Below are 17,239 nucleotides of genomic sequence, written 5' to 3' on the forward strand. Positions count from 1 at the left end.
TCAGCCGCGCTCGGCCTCCGAGGCCAGCAGTTCCTGCAGCCAGTGACCGCCGCGGTCGGCCTTGGTGCTGAGGTAGCGCAGGTTGTGCGGATTCAGCTTGCCGTGCACCGGCTCGCGCGCCACCACGTCGATGCCGCCGGCCCGCAGCGCCTCGATCTTGCCGGGGTTGTTGGTCAGCAGACGGACGGTATCGATACCCAGGAATTCCAGCATCTCCACGGCCGCATCGTAGCGCCGCCCGTCCGCCTCGAAGCCCAGCTGGCAGTCGGAGTCGATGGTGTCCAGACCGGCCGTCTGCATGGTGTAGGCGCGCAGCTTGTTGGCCAGCCCGATGCCGCGGCCTTCCTGCGCCAGGTACAGCAGTACGCCCCCACCCGACTCGTTGATGGTCTTCACGCCCAGCCGCAACTGGTCGCCGCAGTCGCAGCGCAGGCTACCGAACAGATCGCCGGTCAGGCAGGCCGAATGCAGTCGCACCGGGACCGCCTCGGGCCAGTCCCGGGGCTCGCCGATCAAAACGGCCACATGCTCCAGAATCCCGTTCCCCTCGCGGAACAGCATGAAGCGCGTGACCGGAGCATCCGCGAGCGGCACGGGGGCCTCGCTGACATAGGCCAGCTCCAGCCGCGGATGCTGGGCCACGGCCCGGGCCTCCTGCTCGTCTACATCGAGGAACATGCCATCGGCAAGCGCCGAGTGAATCGCCTCGGGCACCGGTTCGGGCACCGGGGCGGCCACCACTGCCGGCAACAGGCGACCCGCCCGCACCAGTTCCAGGGCGGCGACTTCCGCCGGCAATGCCCGCGTCACCGTCGGCTGGCCGAGGGCGGCATCGGGGTGTCCGGCCTCGTTCGAGGCCTCGGGGGCACTGGCCAGAGTAAACAGCGCCTCGGGATCGGTGTCCGGGGCGAACTCGAGGGCCACGCCCTCCCAGCCTTCCTGCAGCGGCTGGGCCCAGCCCATTGCAGAGGCCCGGTGCGCAGTTAGAATCAGTCGAGGCGACGCCCCGGTCATGTGGGTCAAACGATCCAGCAGAACGGGGGTCAGACCCTCGACGGCCGCAACGAGTACACTCGACTGCGAACCACTTACCAGGACCGGATGGCCCCGGCGCAGATCAAAGATCCCGCGATCGGCGTTGTGCATCGGGTACGTCCATAGGGAGTTTTGTTTATGACCCGCCCGCAACCCGCGAATTCCCCGAAGGCGAGCCCCGGATACTCCAGACGTGTCATCAGGAACCTGCCGGATTCGGGACTGATCGGATACGCGTGCGGGAGATCGGCCCCTAGCCTACCCCAACTGGCCGGTCGCGGTCCCGTAACCCCGGAATTTGCGGCATGACGGCATATCCGGTCACCGAGGAGCAAGCCTGGCGCTGGCTGCTGGCCCAGCGGGCCGAGCCCGGCTGCTGCCCCCTGCCCGGGCCCCTGGCGCCGGGCGCCCACGAATTGCTGGATCTCTACGGCCCCGTCGTCGAGGCGCCCAGCATCACCGTGGCCCAGCTCGGGCAAAGCCTGGACGGACGCATCGCCACTGCCAGCGGCCATTCGCACTACGTCACCGGCCCCGAGGATATCGAGCGCCTGCACCGCCTGCGGGCCCTGGTGGATGCCGTCATCGTCGGCGCCGGAACCGTGGTCGCGGACGACCCCCGTCTGACCGTGCGCAAGACCGAGGGCCCGAATCCGGTGCGCGTGATCCTGGACCCCGACGGCCGCATCCCCGCCGATGCCCATGTCTTCCGCCATGCCGAGGTCCGCACGCTCGTCCTCCACGCGGCCGGCTACGGGCCCTGCGGGCTTCCCGAACACGTGGAATGCCTGGAGATGCCCACCGGGGACGACGGGCGCTTCGACCCGGCACAGATCCGCGGGCGGCTGGCGGAGATGGGCCTGCACCGCCTGCTGGTCGAGGGTGGCGGGCAAACGGTTTCGCGCTTCCTGCAGGCCGACACCCTGGACCGTCTGCACCTCACCATCGCACCGATGCTGATCGGGTCCGGGCGCCCCGGCGTCACCCTGCCGGAGATCGACTCGCTGGATCAGGCCCTGCGCCCGCCCTGCCGGATCTTCCGACTGGGGGGTGACACCCTGTTCGACCTGGACCTGCGCAGCAAGCCCTGAGGCCGGCCGGCACGGCGTGGCCTCAGCTCAGGTTGTCGCGAATCGCGCGGGAGACCGCGTCCAGCTCGGCCGGCACCTTGGTCGGCTGCACCACGCTCTGCGCGATCGCGGTGTCCGGGTCCTTCAGTCCGTTGCCCGTGAGCGTGCACACGACCGTCGAGCCTTCCGGGATCTTGCCGTCGCGGATGTCGCGCAGGGCGCCGGCCAGGGATGCGGCCGAGGCCGGCTCGCAGAACACGCCCTCCTTCTCGGCCAGCAGCTTCTGCGCGGCCAGGATCTCGTCGTCCTGACACTCGTCGAACCAGCCACCCGACTCTTCGCGCACCTTCCACGCCATGTCCCAGGACTGCGGATGGCCAATGCGAATCGCGGTCGCCACGGTATCGGGGTTGTCCACCATCGCTCCCCGCATGAACGGCGCGGAGCCGGAGGCCTGGTAGCCCACCATATGCGGGCGGTTGCCCACCATGCCGCCTCCGGCATACTTGCAGTGGCCCTTGCAATAGGCGCAGGCATCGGTCACGTCGTCGCTGCTCTTGGCCGCCATCTCGCTGTAGCCGATCCAGTGCGCGGTGATGTTACCCGCGTTGCCCACCGGCAGGCAGTGATAGTCCGGGGCCCGACCCAGCTCCTCGACGATCTCGAAAGCGGCGGTCTTCTGGCCCTGCAGGCGATACGGATTGACCGAGTTCACCAGGGTGACCGGGGTGTTGGAGGCCACTTCCTTCACCAGGCGCATGCCGTCGTCGAAGTTGCCCTCGATCTGAATCACCGTCGCGCCATGCATCATCGCCTGGGCCAGCTTGCCCATCGCGATCTTGCCATCCGGGATCACCACGAACGCGGTAATCCCGGCGCGGGCGGCATAGGCAGCCGCCGCCGCGGAGGTGTTGCCGGTGGAGGCGCAGACGATCGCCCGCGAGCCCTCTTCGACCGCCTTGGTCACGGCCATGGTCATGCCGCGGTCCTTGAACGAACCGGTGGGGTTGAGCCCCTCGAACTTCACGTAGATCTCGACCTCCCGCGCCAGATCACGCGGGATGTTGTTCAGCCGGATCAGCGGCGTGTTGCCCTCGCCCAGCGAGATGATGCGGGTGTCGTCATGCACCGGCAGGCGGTCGCGGTAGCGTTCGATCAGTCCGGTATAGCGGTGTCCAAAGGCCATGATGTTCTCTGTCGTTGCGGTTGCAGTCCGGGCGCCGGGATCAGCGCGCCAGCCCTTCCATGCGGATACGGGTAATCGGGGTCAGCAGGTGATCCAGCGCTTCCAGCGCCGCGATCGCCTCGTTCATCGCACCCTCGCGCACCTTGTGCGTGAGCATGATGATCGTGGCCTCGCCGCGCTCCGGATCCGGTTCACGCTGCAGGATCGCCTCGATGCTGATGCCGTGCTCGCCGAGGATGCGGGTGATGTCGGCCAGCACGCCCGGACGGTCCTGCGTGCGCAGACGCAGGTAGAACGACGTCTCGACGTCCGCCAGATCCAGCACCGGCTTGTCCGACAGGGCATCCGGCTGGAAGGCCAGATGCGGCACGCGATTCTCGGGATCGGTGGTCAGGGCACGCACCACGTCGACCAGATCGGCCACCACGGCCGAGGCGGTGGCCTCCGCGCCCGCGCCCGCACCGTAGTACAACGTCGGGCCCACGGCGTCGGCGTTGACCAGCACCGCGTTCATCACGCCGTCCACGTTGGCGATCAACCGGCGTTCCGGGATCAGCGTGGGGTGCACCCGCAGCTCGTAGCCCTTGGGCGTGCGCCGGGCGATACCCAGGTGTTTGATGCGGTAGCCCAGCTCGGCGGCGAAACCGACATCCTCGCGGGTGATGTTGCTGATGCCTTCCACCGCCACGCGGTCGAACTGCAGCGGAATGCCAAAGGCAATGGAGGCCAGGATCGCGAGCTTGTGGGCCGCGTCGATGCCTTCCACGTCAAAGGTCGGGTCGGCCTCGGCATAGCCCAGTGCCTGGGCCTCAGCCAACACGTCCTCGAAATCGCGACCCTTGTCGCGCATCTCGGTCAGGATGAAGTTGCCGGTGCCGTTGATGATGCCGGCCAGCCATTCGATCTGGTTGCCGGCCAGGCCCTCGCGAATCGCCTTGATAATCGGGATGCCACCGGCCACCGCGGCCTCGAAGGCGACCATCACGCCCTTTTGCTGGGCGCGCTCGAAGATCGTGTTGCCGTGCAGCGCGATCAGCGCCTTGTTCGCGGTGACCACGTGCTTGCCGGCGTCGATCGCGGCCAGCACCAGGTTCAGGGCCGGGTCCGTGCCGCCCATCAGTTCGACGACGACCTCAACCTCGGGGTCATTCACGACCGCCGCCGGATCGGTGGTCAGCCGAATCTGCGAACAGTCACATTCCCGCTCGCGGTTGACATCGCGCGCGGCGGCCGCCACGACCTGGATATCGCGACCCGCGCGGCGGGCGATCTCGGTGCCATTGCGCGCCAGCACGTTCACCGTGCCGCAGCCCACCGTACCCAGTCCAAGAATTCCGATCTTTACCGGCGTCATAGCCTTGCTGTCCTTGACGTCAGGCGCCTTCCGGCGCCCGGTGTTGATTGCATTCGGATCGCGGCCCGCGCGCCTCAGGCGTTCGAACCCGAGCTTTCCTCGGCCGCGTCGGCGAGGATCGAGTCGGCCCGGAACATCGCCTTGATCCCGCGCAGCGCCTGGCGGGTGCGCTGTTCGTTCTCGATCAGGCTGAAGCGCACGTGGTCATCGCCATAGTTGCCGAACCCGATACCCGGCGAGACGGCCACCTTGGCGTCACGCAGCATCTTCTTCGCGAACTCCAGCGATCCCATCTCGCGGTACGGTTCCGGGATCGGGGCCCAGACGAACATGGTCGCCTTCGGCTTTTCCACCTGCCAGCCGAGCTTGTTGAGGCCGTCGCAGAGTACATCCCGGCGCACGCGGTACAACTCGCGGATCTCCTCGACACAGTCCTGCGGACCTTCCAGCGCCGCGATCGCGGCCACCTGGATCGGGGTAAAGGTCCCGTAATCGAGGTAGGACTTGATGCGCGCGAGGGCGGCCACCAGCGTCGGATTGCCGCACATGAAGCCCACGCGCCAGCCGGGCATATTGTAGGTCTTGGACAGGGTGTAGAACTCCACCGCAATGTCCTTGGCACCCGGCACCTCGAAGATCGACGGCGCCTTGTAGCCGTCGAAGCTGATCTCGGCGTAGGCCAGGTCGTGCACGATCCAGATGCCGTGTTCCTTGCAGATCGCCACCACCCGCTCGAAGAACTCGAGATCCACGCATTGCGTGGTCGGGTTCGCCGGGAAGTTCAGGATCAGCATCTTCGGCTTCGGCCAGGAGTCCTGGATCGCCCGCTCCAGCTCGGCGAAGAAGTCGACATCCGGCGTCAGCGGCACATGGCGCACGTCGGCGCCGGCGATCACGCAGCCATACGGATGAATGGGATACGCCGGGTTCGGCACCAGGACGGCATCCCCCGGCCCCAGGGTCGCCAGTGCCAGGTGCGCCAGGCCCTCCTTGGAACCGATGGTCACGATGGCCTCGGTCTCCGGGTCCAGATCCACGTCGAACTGGGTCTTGTACCAGCGTGTGATCGCACGACGCAGGCGCGGGATGCCCTTGGACACGGAGTAGCGATGGGTATCGCCGCGCTGGGCCGCCTCGCACAGCTTGTCCACGATGTGCTGCGGCGTCGGCTGGTCGGGGTTGCCCATCCCGAAGTCGATGATGTCCTCGCCACGGGCGCGGGCCTCGGCCTTCAACTGGTTCACGATGTTGAAGACGTAGGGCGGGAGGCGCTCAATACGGGGGAAGACGTCGGTCACGGGTCTGGGTCCTGGTTGGGGCCTTGGCGGTTGTTTTCCGGGACCCTGTAGGCCCCTCCGGATGCCGCACCGGAAAGCGCGCCAAAGTATAACCCGGGCCCGGACCTGTCAACGAATCGGGGCGCCGCCGCCCTCTGGTGAGGGCGCGCATTCTTGAGTCATTCACGGCGCCGGAGTAGCGTACGCAGCATGCTGTTCTCCGAAGTCACCAGCGAAGAGTCCTACATCGTGACCGGCTACGAGACCGGTCGCGTCGGGATCAATCAGGTGGCCCACAGCCGCAGCCTGATTGTCCGCCCGCACCAGCTGCAAACCGACTGGCCGGTGCAGGCGGCGGACGAGCTGCGGGTGGATCACCTGCAAGCCGTACTGGACACCCCGCCCGAGGTGCTGCTGATCGGCACCGGCGAGCTGCAGCGGTTTCCGGACCGTGCGGTCTGGCGACACCTGCGGGCGCAGGGGCTGGGCGTGGAGATCATGGATACCGCGGCGGCCTGCCGCACCTACAACCTGATCATGGCGGAGGGCCGCGACGTCGCCGCGGCCCTGATCATCGAGGGGTAAGTCGTACCGCCGCCCGGGGAACCCGGGTCAGGAGTTCGGCAGGACCTCGTCGCCCTTCATCCCGCGCGATTCGAGCAGCTTGCGCAGCCGCTTGAGGGCATCCATCTGGATTTGCCGCACGCGTTCGCGGGTCACGCCGATCTCCGACCCCACCTGCTCCAGCGTCGAGCGTTCGAAGCCGTGCAGCCCGAACCGACGCACCAGCACCTCGCGCTGCTTGTGATCGAGTTCCGCCAGCCAGGCCTCCACCAGATGGTGGAGGTCCTGATCCTCCAGCAGTGTGGAGGGCTCCGGGGCATTCGCATCGGCCAGGATATCGGTCAGCGAGCGGTCCCCGTCCGGGCCCGACGGCAGGTCCATCGAGGTCGAGGGTTCCGACATCGCGCGCAGCTTCTGGATCTCGGCCACCGGCTTGCCGAGGCGCTGCGCCAGCTCCTCCTCGCTCGGGTCGCGGCCGAGTTCCTGGGTCAGGTTGCGCGCGATCCGCGCATGCATGCGCAGTTCCTTGCTGACATGCACGGGAATGCGGATCGTCCGCCCCTGATTCATCAGGGCCCGCTCGATGGTCTGGCGGATCCACCAGGTCGCATAGGTGGAAAACCGGAACCCCCGCTCCGGGTCGAACTTCTCGACCGCGTGCATCAGACCGAGGTTGCCTTCCTCGATCAGATCCAGCAGTGGCAGCCCCCGGTTGAGGTAACGCCTGGCAATCTTTACCACCAGCCGCAGGTTACACTCGATCATGCGGCGCCGACCGGCGTCATCGCCCTGACGTGCCAGCCGGGCGTACTTGCGTTCTTCATCGGGGGTCAGCAGCGGGCGGTACTCGATATCGCGCAGGTAGATCTGGATGGCATCCAGCTCGGCCGGCCGGGCATCACGCAGGGTCTTCGGCCGCACGGGGGCCTCGGTTTCCGGCTCAAGGCCAACCGTGACCTCGGGGGCCACCTGCGCCGCGTCGTCCTCGGCATCTTCAGGATCTTCGGGGGCTTGCATGGACTCGACCGGCCGGGCCAGATCTTCGGGCAGCGCCTCCCCGTCTTCGTCCTCGGCCGGGCCTTCGGTCAGGCGTTCGTCATCCAGTTCCGGGTCCACCGGCTGCCGGGTCTTGGCCATGTAGTGTCCTGCTCTTGATCGTTTCAGCGATCCGGGAGATAGCGCGTCGGGTCTACCGGCGTCCCATCCACCCGGATCTCGAAATGCAGCATCGGGCGCTCGGCCCCCGACGAGCCCAGACGCGCGATCGTGTCACCCGCCTGCACCCGGTCACCCTCCGAAACCAGCAGTTCATCGTTGTGCCCGTAGGCGCTGAGGAACCGCGCATCGTGTTTGAGGATGACCAATCGACCATACCCCACGAGACCGCCGCCTGCATAGACCACTTCGCCGGCCCGCGTCGCGCGGACGTTATCTCCACGTTCGCCGCCGATCGCCAGGCCTCGCCGCGTGCCGCTACTGGAGAAGCCGCGCAATACCTGGCCGTCCGCGGGCCATTGCCAGCCCCCCGGATCGGCAGGCGCCGAACTCGGACTGGAACTCGAACTGCTGGAGGTCGAGCTGGACGCCCCACTGCTGGAGCTGCTGCCACTCCCGGAACTGCCGGACGAGGACGATCGCGAACTCGGCGCGGACGATGCCTGAGGCGCGCTGGGCGGGGACGAGCGGGCGGCGCCCCGCAGCCGCAGGCGCTGACCCGGGTGGATCAAATAGGGGGCATCGATCGCGTTGCGCCGCGCGAGGTCACGCCATTCGAGCCCATAGCGCTGGGCAATTCGATAAAGCGTCTCGTTGCGCTGCACGACGTGCGTATCCGGCATCGAGGCCCCGCTCCCGCTGGGGGCCCGCGCCGCGCAACCGGCCAGCGTGCCCACGATCAGGGCCAGCAGTACGATCGTCAGCACCCCCTGAACCGCGTGCAGGCGCATCGGTCAGTCCATGACCAGGTAAACCGCCATGACCGCGACCAGCAGGATCACTGCGGCCCAGCCCAGGCGTTCCATGTACGGGCGCAGGTGCTGCTCCGCGCGCGGACCGGCCCAGGCCATGAACAGCGCCACCAGAAAGAAGCGCAGCCCGCGCCCGACCAGCGAGGCGATGAAGAACGGCAGCAAGGCCATCGACAAGGCCCCGGCGGTGACGGTGAACAGCTTGTAGGGGATCGGCGAGAAACCGGCAATCAGCACCACCCATACCCCCCAGGTCGCGAACCAGGCCTCGGCCTGGCGCAACTCCTCGCCATACCCCACCTGCTGCAACCAGGGGCCGATCCACTCGAACGCCAGCCAGCCAATCAGGTAACCCAGCAGACCGCCGAGGGCAGAAAACAGTGTCGTCAGCGCGGCCAGACGCCAGGCCGAGCGCGGGCGAGCGGCCGCCATGGGCGCGAGCATCACGTCCGGCGGGACCGGAAAGAACGAGGATTCGGCGAACGAAAGCCCGGCCAGATAGCGCGGCGCATGGGGGTGACGGGACCATCCCATCACCCGGTCGTATAGGGGCTCGAAGAGCTTCATCGGCGCCACACCACCATCGGCTCAGTCACACCCACCCGGAAGGGGCGTCACCCGCGTCACTGCTCGGCCCCCGGTAGCATGGGCACGAACATCACGGCATCCAGGATGTCGCGCACGTAGGCCTCCTCCGTCCGGGTGTAGCGCACCAGTTGCTGGCGCCCGTCCGGACCCTCCACCGGCGCGACCAACCGGCCGCCCAGCGCCAGCTGGGTCAGCAGCGCCTCCGGCACCTCCCGGGGAGCGGCGGTCAGGATGATGCCGTCGAACGGCCCCTTCTCCGGCCACCCTTCCCCACCGTCGCTGTGGCGCAGGTTCACGTTGTTGATCCCCAGACGACTGAGAAGCTCGCGCGCGTTGCGGCTCAGCGCCTGGATGCGTTCCACCGAAAACACCCGATCCACGATCTGGGCCAGCACGGCGGCCTGATAGCCCGAGCCCGTCCCGATCTCCAGGACCGTGCGCGGGCGGTCACCTTCCAGCAGGGCCTCGGTCATCCGCGCAACGATAAAGGGCTGGGAAATGGTCTGGCGATGACCGATCGGCAAGGCCGTGTTCTCGTAGGCACGGTGCCCCAGAGCCTCTTCCACGAACAGGTGGCGCGGGATGCTGCGCACGGCCTCCAGGACCCGTGGATCGCGAATCCCCTGCCCTTCCAGGATCCGGACCAGGCGATCGCGCGCCCGCTGCGAGGTCAGGCCCGCGCCGGCGGCATCAGGAACCATGCCCAGCCTCCGGCAGGGAATCGTCCAGCCAGCGCCCTACCGTATCGATCGCGTCAAAGCGGGTCAGGTCCACCTGGATCGGCGTGACCGAGACATACCCCTCGCGCACCGCATGGAAATCCGTACCGGGCCCGGCATCCTGTTCCGAACCGGCCGGCCCGACCCAGTAGATCGGACGCCCGCGGGGATCCTCGTCCGCAATCATCGGCTCGGCCCGGTGGCGATGCCCCAGGCGCGTGGCCTGGACCCCGCGGATCTCCGCGCGCGGCAGATCGGGGACGTTCACGTTCAGGATGGTGGCCGCCGGCAGCGGCACGCGATTGATGCGGTCCAGCAGCTCGACCACCACGCTCGCGGCGGCGTCGTAATGGCGCAGGTCCGGCCCCACCAGCGAAACCGCGATCGCCGGGAGTCCCAGGAAGCGCCCCTCCATCGCGGCGGCGACCGTGCCCGAATAAAGCACGTCATCCCCCATGTTGGCACCCGCGTTGATGCCGGAGATCACCACGTCCGGTTCCTGCTGCAAAAGGCCGGTGATCGCCAGGTGGACACAGTCGGTCGGCGTCCCGTCCACCTGCACGTCGCCCCCCTGAAGGTGACGCGTGCGCAGCGGCCGCACCAGGGTCAGACTGTTGCTGGCGCCACTGCGATCGCGGTCGGGCGCCACCACATGGACCTCGGCAATCCGGCGCAGATGCGTCGCCAGGCACTGAATGCCCGGGGCGTGAATTCCATCGTCGTTGCTAACCAGAATGCGCATGCAGGAAAGGGGCCGTTGAGAGGGCTCTTAATATACTGGAAACCGTCCGGGCCGGGCCCGTCGCTCGACACGATCGCGCCCGCCCCCCGAAAAGTGCGAGTATCCTGCCATGAACTCCGGGGATGATCCCAACGATTTCGACGAATTCCTGCAGGCGGTTGGCAACGTTCGTCGACTCCACAGCGATCAGGCCGACGTGCGGCCGCCGCGACCCGCCGCCCGGGCCCGCCAACGCGACGCCGACGAGGCCCAGGCCCACGCCGACTGGCTCAGCGATCCACTCAACGCCGCTGACCTGCAGCCCGGCGATGAACTCCGCTTCGCGCGCCCGGGTATCAGCCAGCGGGTATTCCGCAAGCTGCGCGGCGGGCATTACCGCATCCAGGACGAGATCGACCTGCATGGCCTGTTCGCCGACGAGGCGCGCCGCGCCATCGGCCTGTTCCTGGATGACGCCCGCCGGGAAGGAGCCCTGTGCGTTCGCATCGTGCATGGCAAGGGACTGCGCTCGCGCCAGCAAGGCCCGGTCCTCAAGGGCCTCACCGACCACTGGCTGCGCCAGCGCGACGACGTACTGGCCTTTTGTTCCGCACGCCCGGCCGATGGTGGAACCGGGGCGGTCTACGTCCTGCTCAAACGCCCGCGCAACCCGGATTCCGCTCGCTGAGGGAGACGCTGATTTAATCGCACGTCCGCGTTGGTGCCCCCTGTTTTCCGAGACAAGGCGCGTCGTGCAGCGGGTAGTGGTTCTACCCGCAAGCGGCGCAACGCAGGATCGGGGAACAGGGGGCACCAACCCCACAAGCCATTGAAAGCAGGGGATCGGCCGCTTTTGCGCGCGAACAGCGTTGCGGTTCCCTTGTGCAGAATAACTGCACGGCAGTCACCGCGCCTTGTTCGCACGCAAAAGCGACTCGAGCGCGGACGTGCGATTAAATCAGCGTCTCCCTGAGACCCCATGCGAACGGGCCGTGACCGCCCCAACCAACGGCGCACTCACATACGGCCCTTGCCATATTCGCAATTCGCGATATTCACGCTTAGACTGAGTCGAGGCCTGTGAGGTGTTTTACGGAATTGGCTAGCCCGGCCGGCTATCCTTTCCGTACGCCCTTCCTTGCATTCCAACCACGATCGGTCCATGCTTTGTACAGCTCTTGTATAGGTACAGGACGCAACGGACTCTGCACTGCGAGGTATTTGCCATGAAGAACTGGAAGCTTGCCCCCCTGGCCCTCGGCCTGATCGCATTCACCGCCGGCAGCGGCTACGCCAGTGCCGACACGATGCCCCAGCTGAGCCAGGATGATCTGCAGGAACGCATCGCCGCCAATCGTGACGCCATCCAGAAGTTCGCCAGCACCCTGCAGGGCGAGCTGATGTCCGCCATGCAATCGGGCGGCCCGACCGAGGCCATCCAGGTCTGCAACGAACGCGCCCCCGAGATTGCACGTGACATCTCGGCCGAGACCGGCATTGAGATCGGTCGCACCAGCCTGAAGCTGCGTAACCAGAACAACGCCCCGGACCGCTGGGAACGCCTCACCCTGCAGGGCTTCGAGGCCCAGCACGCGGCTGGTACCCCGGCCGCGGATCTCCCGCCCCGCTTCGGCGTGGTCGAGGCCGAAGACGGCGAGCCGAAGTTCCGCTTCATGGCCGCCATCCCGACCGGCGGGGCCTGCCTCACCTGCCACGGATCCGAGGTCAGCGGCGAAGTAAAGCACGCGCTGGAACGTCTGTACCCCGAAGATCAGGCGACCGGCTTCCGCGAGGGTGACGTGCGCGGCGCCTTCACCGTGACCCAGGAGATGTGAATCTTCGTGTGGCTCCGGCGAACAGCCCGGACCCCATCGAGAAAGGCCGCCTTCGGGCGGCCTTTTTTATGTCCGCGCCACGCGAAAACATCCCGGCTGGTGTCCGATTTTTGAACACAGTGGCACCGGAACGTGCTATTTTCGTGCCATACAAGCGCGGAGGTTGCGCCCGGTACAGGGCCCTGGCGCGCTCGACTCGCAGACCAGATCGCTACACGTTTATGACCCGAACGATAGACGCCGAACTCCTCGCCCTCGCCGTGGATGCCTCCAATGACGGCATCGTCATCGCCGAGCGCGAGGGCGATGACAACATCCTGATCTACGTCAATCGGGCCTTCGAAGAACTCACCGGCTACCGCTCCGAAGAGATCCTCTACCGCGATTGCCGGTTCCTCCAGGGCAGCGACACCGATCAGGAGGTGCGCCAGGAGATCCGCTCGGCCATCGAGGAAAACCGCCCCTGCCGCGTGACCCTGCGCAATTACCGCAAGGACGGCAGCCTGTTCTGGAACGAACTGTCGCTGACCCCGGTATTCAACGACGAGGACCGGCTCACGTACTACATCGGCATCCAGAAGGACATCACCGACCGCGTGGAGGCCGAACAGCGCGCCGAACGCGCCGAAAGCAAGCTCAAGAACTCCGCCTGAGCCCGCCCCGGTCAGCCCGACCGGTCCGCGTCCCGCGCGTTGCCAATCGCGTCCAGGACCCCCGTCGCATATTCCCCGGCCCCCAGTTCCAGCGACAACCACAGGTCGTCGCCCTCCCAGCGCCATGCAACGGCCCGCGGTACCATGCGCAGTGATCGGCGGGCGGCCCGGACACCCTCCTGCTCCAGCCCTTCCGCCAATACCGGTTCTTCTGCAGCGATGGCCGCCTCCAGCGCCGCCACCTCGCCCGCCGTCAGCATGGCGCCACGGCCCCACAGGGGCCCGGTCGGGTGGATGTCGAGACGGGCGGCACGGGCCTCCAGCTCGGCATCCACCTCCGGTACCGCGAACACGCTGCCGGAGCCTTCCAGATTGGCCACGTCCCCCGGCAACAGCCGATCCCAGTCGCCACGGCGCACGCGGGCCGCGAGTACCGCGTTGAAGATCGCCGAGCGCGCGGCGGAGAGCAGGAGACTGCGCTGATTGCGGCTGCGCGGCGCCCGCCCGCCACCCAGCCAGGCGCGCGCCCGTTCCAGGTTATCGCGACCAAAGCGCTGCGCGCCGAAGTAATTCGGGATGCCCCCGTCACGCACCGCCGCCAGGATCGATTCCGCCGCCGCCCGGTCACCCTGCACGGCGCCCAGTCGGATCTCGAAGCGGTTGCCGGCCAGGTGGCCGGTGCGCAGCTTGCGCGCGTGGCGCATCACGCGCAGCACCCGCATCCAGCTGCCCGTCGCCTCGGCCTCCTGTGCGGTATTCCAGGCCTCGGCCCGGCCGGCCCAATCCGGCTCGGACTCGGGCGGGCACTGCACGCTGAACCACTGGCGGGTAACGGCCTGACGGTCCTTGCGCCCGGCGTAGCTCACCCGGCCGCGTCCCGCACCTGACTCGCGTCCCAGCCACACGGCCACGTCCTCCGAGTTCAGCAGGCGCTTCTCGATCTCCAGCCAGACATGCTCGCCTTGCCCCTCGGGCGTCGTGGCGGGTACCTCCTCGACCCGAAAGTCCTCCGGCTCCGCCTTGATCGTGGCGACCAGCGGCGGCAACCACGGGTAGGGAGTGGCGTCGTTTTCGGTTTCCCGGCTCATCGCGGCGTGGCCGGGCGGGCGACATCGTTGCGGATATACTCCGGCTGCGCATACTCGGGGGCCACGGCCTCGCCGCGCTCCCAGGCGTCCACCCCCAGCAGGGCGATCTCGCGGGCATCCGGCAGCGCGTCGGGATCCACGGCGGCCATGGCCAGCCCCTGCGCGGCCGCCAGTTCAGGGTAGGCGGCAAACGCGGAGCCCAGACCGAAACGCTCGCCCTCGGGCCAGGCAGGCACCAGGCTGGCAGGCGCCCCGACCTGTTCCGCCGCCGTCTCCACGCGGTCCCCCCGGACCGGACAAAGGCTCCAGTAAATCTCGCCCATGCGCGCGTCCAGTGCCGCCAGTACGGCTGCCGGCCGTCGCCCCTCCCGCAGCGCCTGCTGCGCCAGGGCCTGCAGCGTGGAGACCGGCACCACGGGGCGATCCAGCGCGAAAGCCATCCCCTGTGCCACCCCCAGACCGAGGCGGACGCCCGTGAAGGCCCCGGGGCCGCGGCCCACCGCCACGCCATCCAGGCTGGCGCGCGGGATATCCGCCTCGCGCAGCAGCTGTTCCACCTGCCCCAGGATCAATTCCCCGTGGCGCCGCGCCGCGCGCTCGGCAACGCCAAGGATCTCGCCATCGACATACAGCGCGGCCGAACACTGTTCAGTTGCGGTTTCGAGCGCAATCAGGCGCATGTATTCGTCTCCCGGGCCTGCTCCAGGAAGCGCAGCGCGGCCGCCGGTTCCCGGGTGCGATGGAACGGCGGCAGGCTGGCGAGAAAGCGCCGGCCGTAGGATTTTCCGGTCAAACGCGGATCGCACAGGCCCAGGATGCCGGCATCATCGGCATCCCGGATCAACCGCCCCGCGCCCTGCTTCAGGGCCAGCACGGCCTGCGGCAGGGTGAACTCCATGAACGGCGACCGACCTTCGGCCTCCAGCGCGGACGCGCGCGCCTGCAGGACGGGATCGTTGGGCGCGGCGAACGGCAGGCGATCGATGATCACGATCGACAGCGCCTCGCCGCGGATGTCCACCCCTTCCCAGAAGCTGTGGGCCCCCAGCAGCCAGGCCGTCCCCGATTCGCGAAACCGCGCCAGCAAATCGCCCCGCGGCTGTTCGCCCTGTACCAGCAGCTCGCGGTCGCGTGGCAGTTCGGCGCGCAGGATAGCGGCCGCCTCCTGCAAGGCCCGGTGACTGGTAAACAGGAAGAACCCGCCCCCCGGGTTGTCCCGCAACAGCGGCCACGCCCAGGCAATGCAGGCCCGGGTATATCCCGGATCGTTGGGATTGGGAAGCGGTGGCTGCGGATGCACCAGGCAGGCCTGACGGGGAAAATCGAAGGGACTGTCCAGGCGTTCGCTGGCCACGTCCGCGGGGAGTCCGAGGCGCCGCGCCGCATGGCTGAAGTCCTCTCCCACGGCCAGCGTGGCCGAGGTAAAGATCCATGCCGCCGGGCGCGCGGCCCGGCGCTGCGCGAGCGGACGCGCCGCATCCAGCGGCGTCCGATGCAGCGTCAGGCTCTGGCTGAAGCGCTCGGCCCAGGCCACGGTATCCGGGGTCTCCTCGCGCCATTCCCGCAGGCGCTCCAGCAACAGGGCGCTGCGCCCGCGCAGCTGCTCCAGCCCCGGCGCCCGTGCCGCGGCGGCCTCCAGCGCGTCCCCGACAAACCCCAGAGTCGCGTCGAGGCGGTCCAGCAACGGATCCAGGGCACCCTCCGGGTTGACCGTATCCCAGCTGGAACGCCCCTCCCAGGTCCGCGACGCCTCGAGGAACTCGGCGACGCACGCCTCCAGTTCCGCGACCCGCTGGCGAATGTCCAGCATCTCCGGGGCATGCTGCTCCTGTTCACGTCGCGTGTCCCGCGCCAGCTCCCGCAGGGCGCGCGTGCCGACGGCAATCCCGAAGAACGATCCGGCAATATCCGGCAACTGGTGCGCCTCGTCGACGATCACCGCGTCCACCTCGGGCAGCAGTTCTCCGAAGCCCTCCTCCTTCAGGGCCATGTCCGCGAGCAGCAGGTGGTGGTTGACCACCACTACGTCCGCCTCCTGGGCACGCTTGCGCGCCTGCACCACAAAGCAGTCGTTGTAGTTCGGGCATTCCCCGCCCAGGCAGTTGTCCACGGTCGAGGTGACCTGCGGCCAGAGTCGCGAGTCCTCCGCGAGGATCCCGGCCAGCCCCAGATCCCCGGTGTCACTGGTGCGCGCGAACCGCTGCAGGGCCTCGATCACCGGCAACTGGTCACGGCGTACTCCGCCACCGGTCGCCCCGCCCGCCTCGGCCGCGGCCAGTTCCAGGCGATAGTGGCAAAGGTAGTTGGCCCGGCCCTTCAGCAGGGCTGCGCGCGGGCGATAGCCCAGCGCCTCGCAGACCACCGGCAGGTCGCGTTCGAAGAGCTGGTCCTGCAGGGTCTTGGTACCGGTGGAGATCAGGGCGCGGCGGCGCGCCTGCAGGATCGGCACCAGATAGGCGAAGGTCTTGCCCACCCCGGTGGCCGCCTCGACGAGCAGGGCGGTGGGTGCGGTGGCCAGGGCCTCCTCCACCGCCACGGCCATGCGCTGCTGCGGCTCGCGCGGGCGAAAGCCGGCAACGGCCTCCGCCAGGTCGCCCCCCGGGCTCAGGGCGTGAACGGCCGCCGATCCCGCCGCCGCGTCAGACAACGTCGGCTTCCAGACGGCGGATCGCCTCGCGGGCCTCCTCGGCACCGGCGGCATCGCCCAGGGCCTCGCGCGCCGCGAGGATCACGCGCCAGTTTTTCAGCCCGAGCTCGCGGTCGGTCCTACCCGCCAGCCGCAGGGAACGCTCCGCCAGGCGCTCGGCCTGTTCGTGGCGACCCTGTTCCAGCCGCAGCGCGGCCATCTGATGCCAGAGGCCCGCATCCCGTGGCGCGATGCGCAAGGCCCGTTCCAGGCGTTGTTCCGCCCGCGCGGTATCCCCGGCCTGGCGCGCCGACTCGGCCTGCTGGGCCAGCTGCAGGGCCGCGCCAGGGGTTGGCTCGCGTTCCGGCTCGGGTGCATCACGCTCCTCTTGCGCCGGATCCTCATAAACGGCCCTCTCGGTCGCGTCGGGCGCGGGCGCGCCGGCATCGCGCGGCGCCGGGGTCGCGCAGGCCGCCAGCACAAGCGCCAGCGCGACGACACCCGCGCCCTGTACCGCCCGCCAGCCGCCCTTGGCCATCCGCGGCTTCCGGGACCG

Annotated in this window: 18 protein-coding genes; 5 read left to right on the plus strand and 13 right to left on the minus strand. The window is 68.4% G+C overall.

The window, feature by feature from the left end; all coding sequences use genetic code 11:
- Positions 1–1,146 (minus strand): GTP cyclohydrolase II RibA, encoded by a 1,146-nt coding sequence (ribA, locus tag D107_RS0102525; RefSeq protein WP_026280724.1) that lies wholly within the window; start codon positions 1,144–1,146, stop codon positions 1–3.
- Positions 1,147–1,340: 194 nt separating this feature from the next.
- Here ribA and D107_RS0102530 point away from each other — a divergent pair, with 194 nt between their 5' ends.
- On the plus strand, positions 1,341–2,126 hold the full coding sequence (locus tag D107_RS0102530) for a RibD family protein (protein WP_018880700.1): 786 nt from the start codon (positions 1,341–1,343) through the stop codon (positions 2,124–2,126).
- 22 nt (positions 2,127–2,148) lie between these two features.
- Here the strand turns inward: D107_RS0102530 and thrC are convergent, their stop codons facing one another.
- The 3 genes from thrC to alaC all read right to left on the minus strand — a co-directional run bounded on the left by thrC (position 2,149) and on the right by alaC (position 5,943).
- Positions 2,149–3,291, minus strand: coding sequence for a threonine synthase (gene thrC, locus D107_RS0102535; RefSeq protein WP_018877754.1), 1,143 nt, complete (start codon positions 3,289–3,291; stop codon positions 2,149–2,151).
- 40 nt (positions 3,292–3,331) lie between these two features.
- Positions 3,332–4,645 (minus strand): homoserine dehydrogenase, encoded by a 1,314-nt coding sequence (locus D107_RS0102540; RefSeq protein WP_018867408.1) that lies wholly within the window; start codon positions 4,643–4,645, stop codon positions 3,332–3,334.
- 74 nt (positions 4,646–4,719) lie between these two features.
- Entirely contained in the window at positions 4,720–5,943 is a 1,224-nt protein-coding gene (gene alaC, locus D107_RS0102545) for an alanine transaminase (RefSeq protein WP_018875376.1), read from the minus strand.
- A gap of 189 nt (positions 5,944–6,132) precedes the next feature.
- Between alaC and D107_RS0102550 the strand changes: the two genes are divergently transcribed.
- Positions 6,133–6,507, plus strand: coding sequence for an Mth938-like domain-containing protein (locus D107_RS0102550; RefSeq protein ID WP_018875375.1), 375 nt, complete (start codon positions 6,133–6,135; stop codon positions 6,505–6,507).
- A 27-nt stretch (positions 6,508–6,534) separates the two neighbouring features.
- Here D107_RS0102550 and rpoS read toward each other — a convergent pair whose 3' ends face one another.
- Genes rpoS through surE form a run of 5 tightly spaced genes read right to left on the minus strand, consistent with a single transcriptional unit; the run spans position 6,535 to position 10,502 of the window.
- Entirely contained in the window at positions 6,535–7,623 is a 1,089-nt protein-coding gene (rpoS, locus tag D107_RS0102555; RefSeq protein ID WP_018867405.1) for an RNA polymerase sigma factor RpoS, read from the minus strand.
- Positions 7,624–7,646: 23 nt separating this feature from the next.
- On the minus strand, positions 7,647–8,432 hold the full coding sequence (locus D107_RS0102560; RefSeq protein WP_026279289.1) for a peptidoglycan DD-metalloendopeptidase family protein: 786 nt from the start codon (positions 8,430–8,432) through the stop codon (positions 7,647–7,649).
- A gap of 3 nt (positions 8,433–8,435) precedes the next feature.
- Positions 8,436–9,020 (minus strand): YqaA family protein, encoded by a 585-nt coding sequence (locus D107_RS0102565; protein WP_018867402.1) that lies wholly within the window; start codon positions 9,018–9,020, stop codon positions 8,436–8,438.
- A gap of 56 nt (positions 9,021–9,076) precedes the next feature.
- Complete coding sequence (locus D107_RS0102570) at positions 9,077–9,742, minus strand: protein-L-isoaspartate(D-aspartate) O-methyltransferase (RefSeq protein ID WP_018867401.1); 666 nt, start codon at positions 9,740–9,742, stop codon at positions 9,077–9,079.
- Positions 9,732–10,502 (minus strand): 5'/3'-nucleotidase SurE, encoded by a 771-nt coding sequence (gene surE / locus D107_RS0102575; RefSeq protein WP_018875374.1) that lies wholly within the window; start codon positions 10,500–10,502, stop codon positions 9,732–9,734. Before surE ends, D107_RS0102570 begins: the two co-directional genes overlap by 11 nt.
- Positions 10,503–10,611: 109 nt before the next feature.
- On the opposite strand from surE, the gene D107_RS0102580 reads away from it, so the two are divergent.
- The 3 genes from D107_RS0102580 to D107_RS0102590 all read left to right on the plus strand — a co-directional run bounded on the left by D107_RS0102580 (position 10,612) and on the right by D107_RS0102590 (position 12,969).
- On the plus strand, positions 10,612–11,169 hold the full coding sequence (locus D107_RS0102580) for a Smr/MutS family protein (RefSeq protein ID WP_018867399.1): 558 nt from the start codon (positions 10,612–10,614) through the stop codon (positions 11,167–11,169).
- Positions 11,170–11,707: 538 nt separating this feature from the next.
- Positions 11,708–12,316 carry a DUF3365 domain-containing protein gene (locus tag D107_RS0102585; RefSeq protein ID WP_018867398.1) on the plus strand — a complete coding sequence of 203 codons (609 nt, stop codon included), beginning with the start codon at positions 11,708–11,710 and terminating at the stop codon, positions 12,314–12,316.
- Between the two features lie 221 nt (positions 12,317–12,537).
- Positions 12,538–12,969, plus strand: a complete 432-nt coding sequence (locus tag D107_RS0102590) for a PAS domain S-box protein (protein ID WP_026280423.1) — start codon at positions 12,538–12,540, stop codon at positions 12,967–12,969.
- 11 nt (positions 12,970–12,980) lie between these two features.
- Here D107_RS0102590 and truD read toward each other — a convergent pair whose 3' ends face one another.
- The 4 genes from truD to D107_RS0102610 are packed head-to-tail and all read right to left on the minus strand — an operon-like array spanning position 12,981 to position 17,221.
- On the minus strand, positions 12,981–14,057 hold the full coding sequence (gene truD / locus D107_RS0102595) for a tRNA pseudouridine(13) synthase TruD (protein ID WP_018880701.1): 1,077 nt from the start codon (positions 14,055–14,057) through the stop codon (positions 12,981–12,983).
- On the minus strand, positions 14,054–14,737 hold the full coding sequence (tsaB, locus tag D107_RS0102600) for a tRNA (adenosine(37)-N6)-threonylcarbamoyltransferase complex dimerization subunit type 1 TsaB (RefSeq protein WP_018880702.1): 684 nt from the start codon (positions 14,735–14,737) through the stop codon (positions 14,054–14,056). Before tsaB ends, truD begins: the two co-directional genes overlap by 4 nt.
- Complete coding sequence (locus D107_RS0102605; RefSeq protein WP_018880703.1) at positions 14,728–16,704, minus strand: ATP-dependent DNA helicase; 1,977 nt, start codon at positions 16,702–16,704, stop codon at positions 14,728–14,730. The genes tsaB and D107_RS0102605 overlap by 10 nt, the downstream gene beginning before the upstream one ends.
- Positions 16,697–17,221 carry a tetratricopeptide repeat protein gene (locus D107_RS0102610; RefSeq protein ID WP_018880704.1) on the minus strand — a complete coding sequence of 175 codons (525 nt, stop codon included), beginning with the start codon at positions 17,219–17,221 and terminating at the stop codon, positions 16,697–16,699. The genes D107_RS0102605 and D107_RS0102610 overlap by 8 nt, the downstream gene beginning before the upstream one ends.
- Positions 17,222–17,239: the final 18 nt, after the last annotated feature.

The organism is Thioalkalivibrio sp. ALE30, from assembly GCF_000377465.1.
Lineage (GTDB): Bacteria > Pseudomonadota > Gammaproteobacteria > Ectothiorhodospirales > Ectothiorhodospiraceae > Thioalkalivibrio.

Bases quoted from the DNA above. Each gene is read 5' to 3' on its own strand.
- ribA (WP_026280724.1), bottom strand. From the start codon at position 1,146: ATGCACAACGCCGATCGCGGGATCTTTGATCTGCGCCGGGGCCATCCG.
- D107_RS0102530 (WP_018880700.1), top strand. From the start codon at position 1,341: ATGACGGCATATCCGGTCACCGAGGAGCAAGCCTGGCGCTGGCTGCTG.
- thrC (WP_018877754.1), bottom strand. From the start codon at position 3,291: ATGGCCTTTGGACACCGCTATACCGGACTGATCGAACGCTACCGCGAC.
- D107_RS0102540 (WP_018867408.1), bottom strand. From the start codon at position 4,645: ATGACGCCGGTAAAGATCGGAATTCTTGGACTGGGTACGGTGGGCTGC.
- D107_RS0102550 (WP_018875375.1), top strand. From the start codon at position 6,133: ATGCTGTTCTCCGAAGTCACCAGCGAAGAGTCCTACATCGTGACCGGC.
- rpoS (WP_018867405.1), bottom strand. From the start codon at position 7,623: ATGGCCAAGACCCGGCAGCCGGTGGACCCGGAACTGGATGACGAACGC.
- D107_RS0102560 (WP_026279289.1), bottom strand. From the start codon at position 8,432: ATGCGCCTGCACGCGGTTCAGGGGGTGCTGACGATCGTACTGCTGGCC.
- D107_RS0102565 (WP_018867402.1), bottom strand. From the start codon at position 9,020: ATGAAGCTCTTCGAGCCCCTATACGACCGGGTGATGGGATGGTCCCGT.
- D107_RS0102570 (WP_018867401.1), bottom strand. From the start codon at position 9,742: ATGGTTCCTGATGCCGCCGGCGCGGGCCTGACCTCGCAGCGGGCGCGC.
- surE (WP_018875374.1), bottom strand. From the start codon at position 10,502: ATGCGCATTCTGGTTAGCAACGACGATGGAATTCACGCCCCGGGCATT.
- D107_RS0102580 (WP_018867399.1), top strand. From the start codon at position 10,612: ATGAACTCCGGGGATGATCCCAACGATTTCGACGAATTCCTGCAGGCG.
- D107_RS0102585 (WP_018867398.1), top strand. From the start codon at position 11,708: ATGAAGAACTGGAAGCTTGCCCCCCTGGCCCTCGGCCTGATCGCATTC.
- D107_RS0102590 (WP_026280423.1), top strand. From the start codon at position 12,538: ATGACCCGAACGATAGACGCCGAACTCCTCGCCCTCGCCGTGGATGCC.
- truD (WP_018880701.1), bottom strand. From the start codon at position 14,057: ATGAGCCGGGAAACCGAAAACGACGCCACTCCCTACCCGTGGTTGCCG.
- tsaB (WP_018880702.1), bottom strand. From the start codon at position 14,737: ATGCGCCTGATTGCGCTCGAAACCGCAACTGAACAGTGTTCGGCCGCG.
- D107_RS0102610 (WP_018880704.1), bottom strand. From the start codon at position 17,221: ATGGCCAAGGGCGGCTGGCGGGCGGTACAGGGCGCGGGTGTCGTCGCG.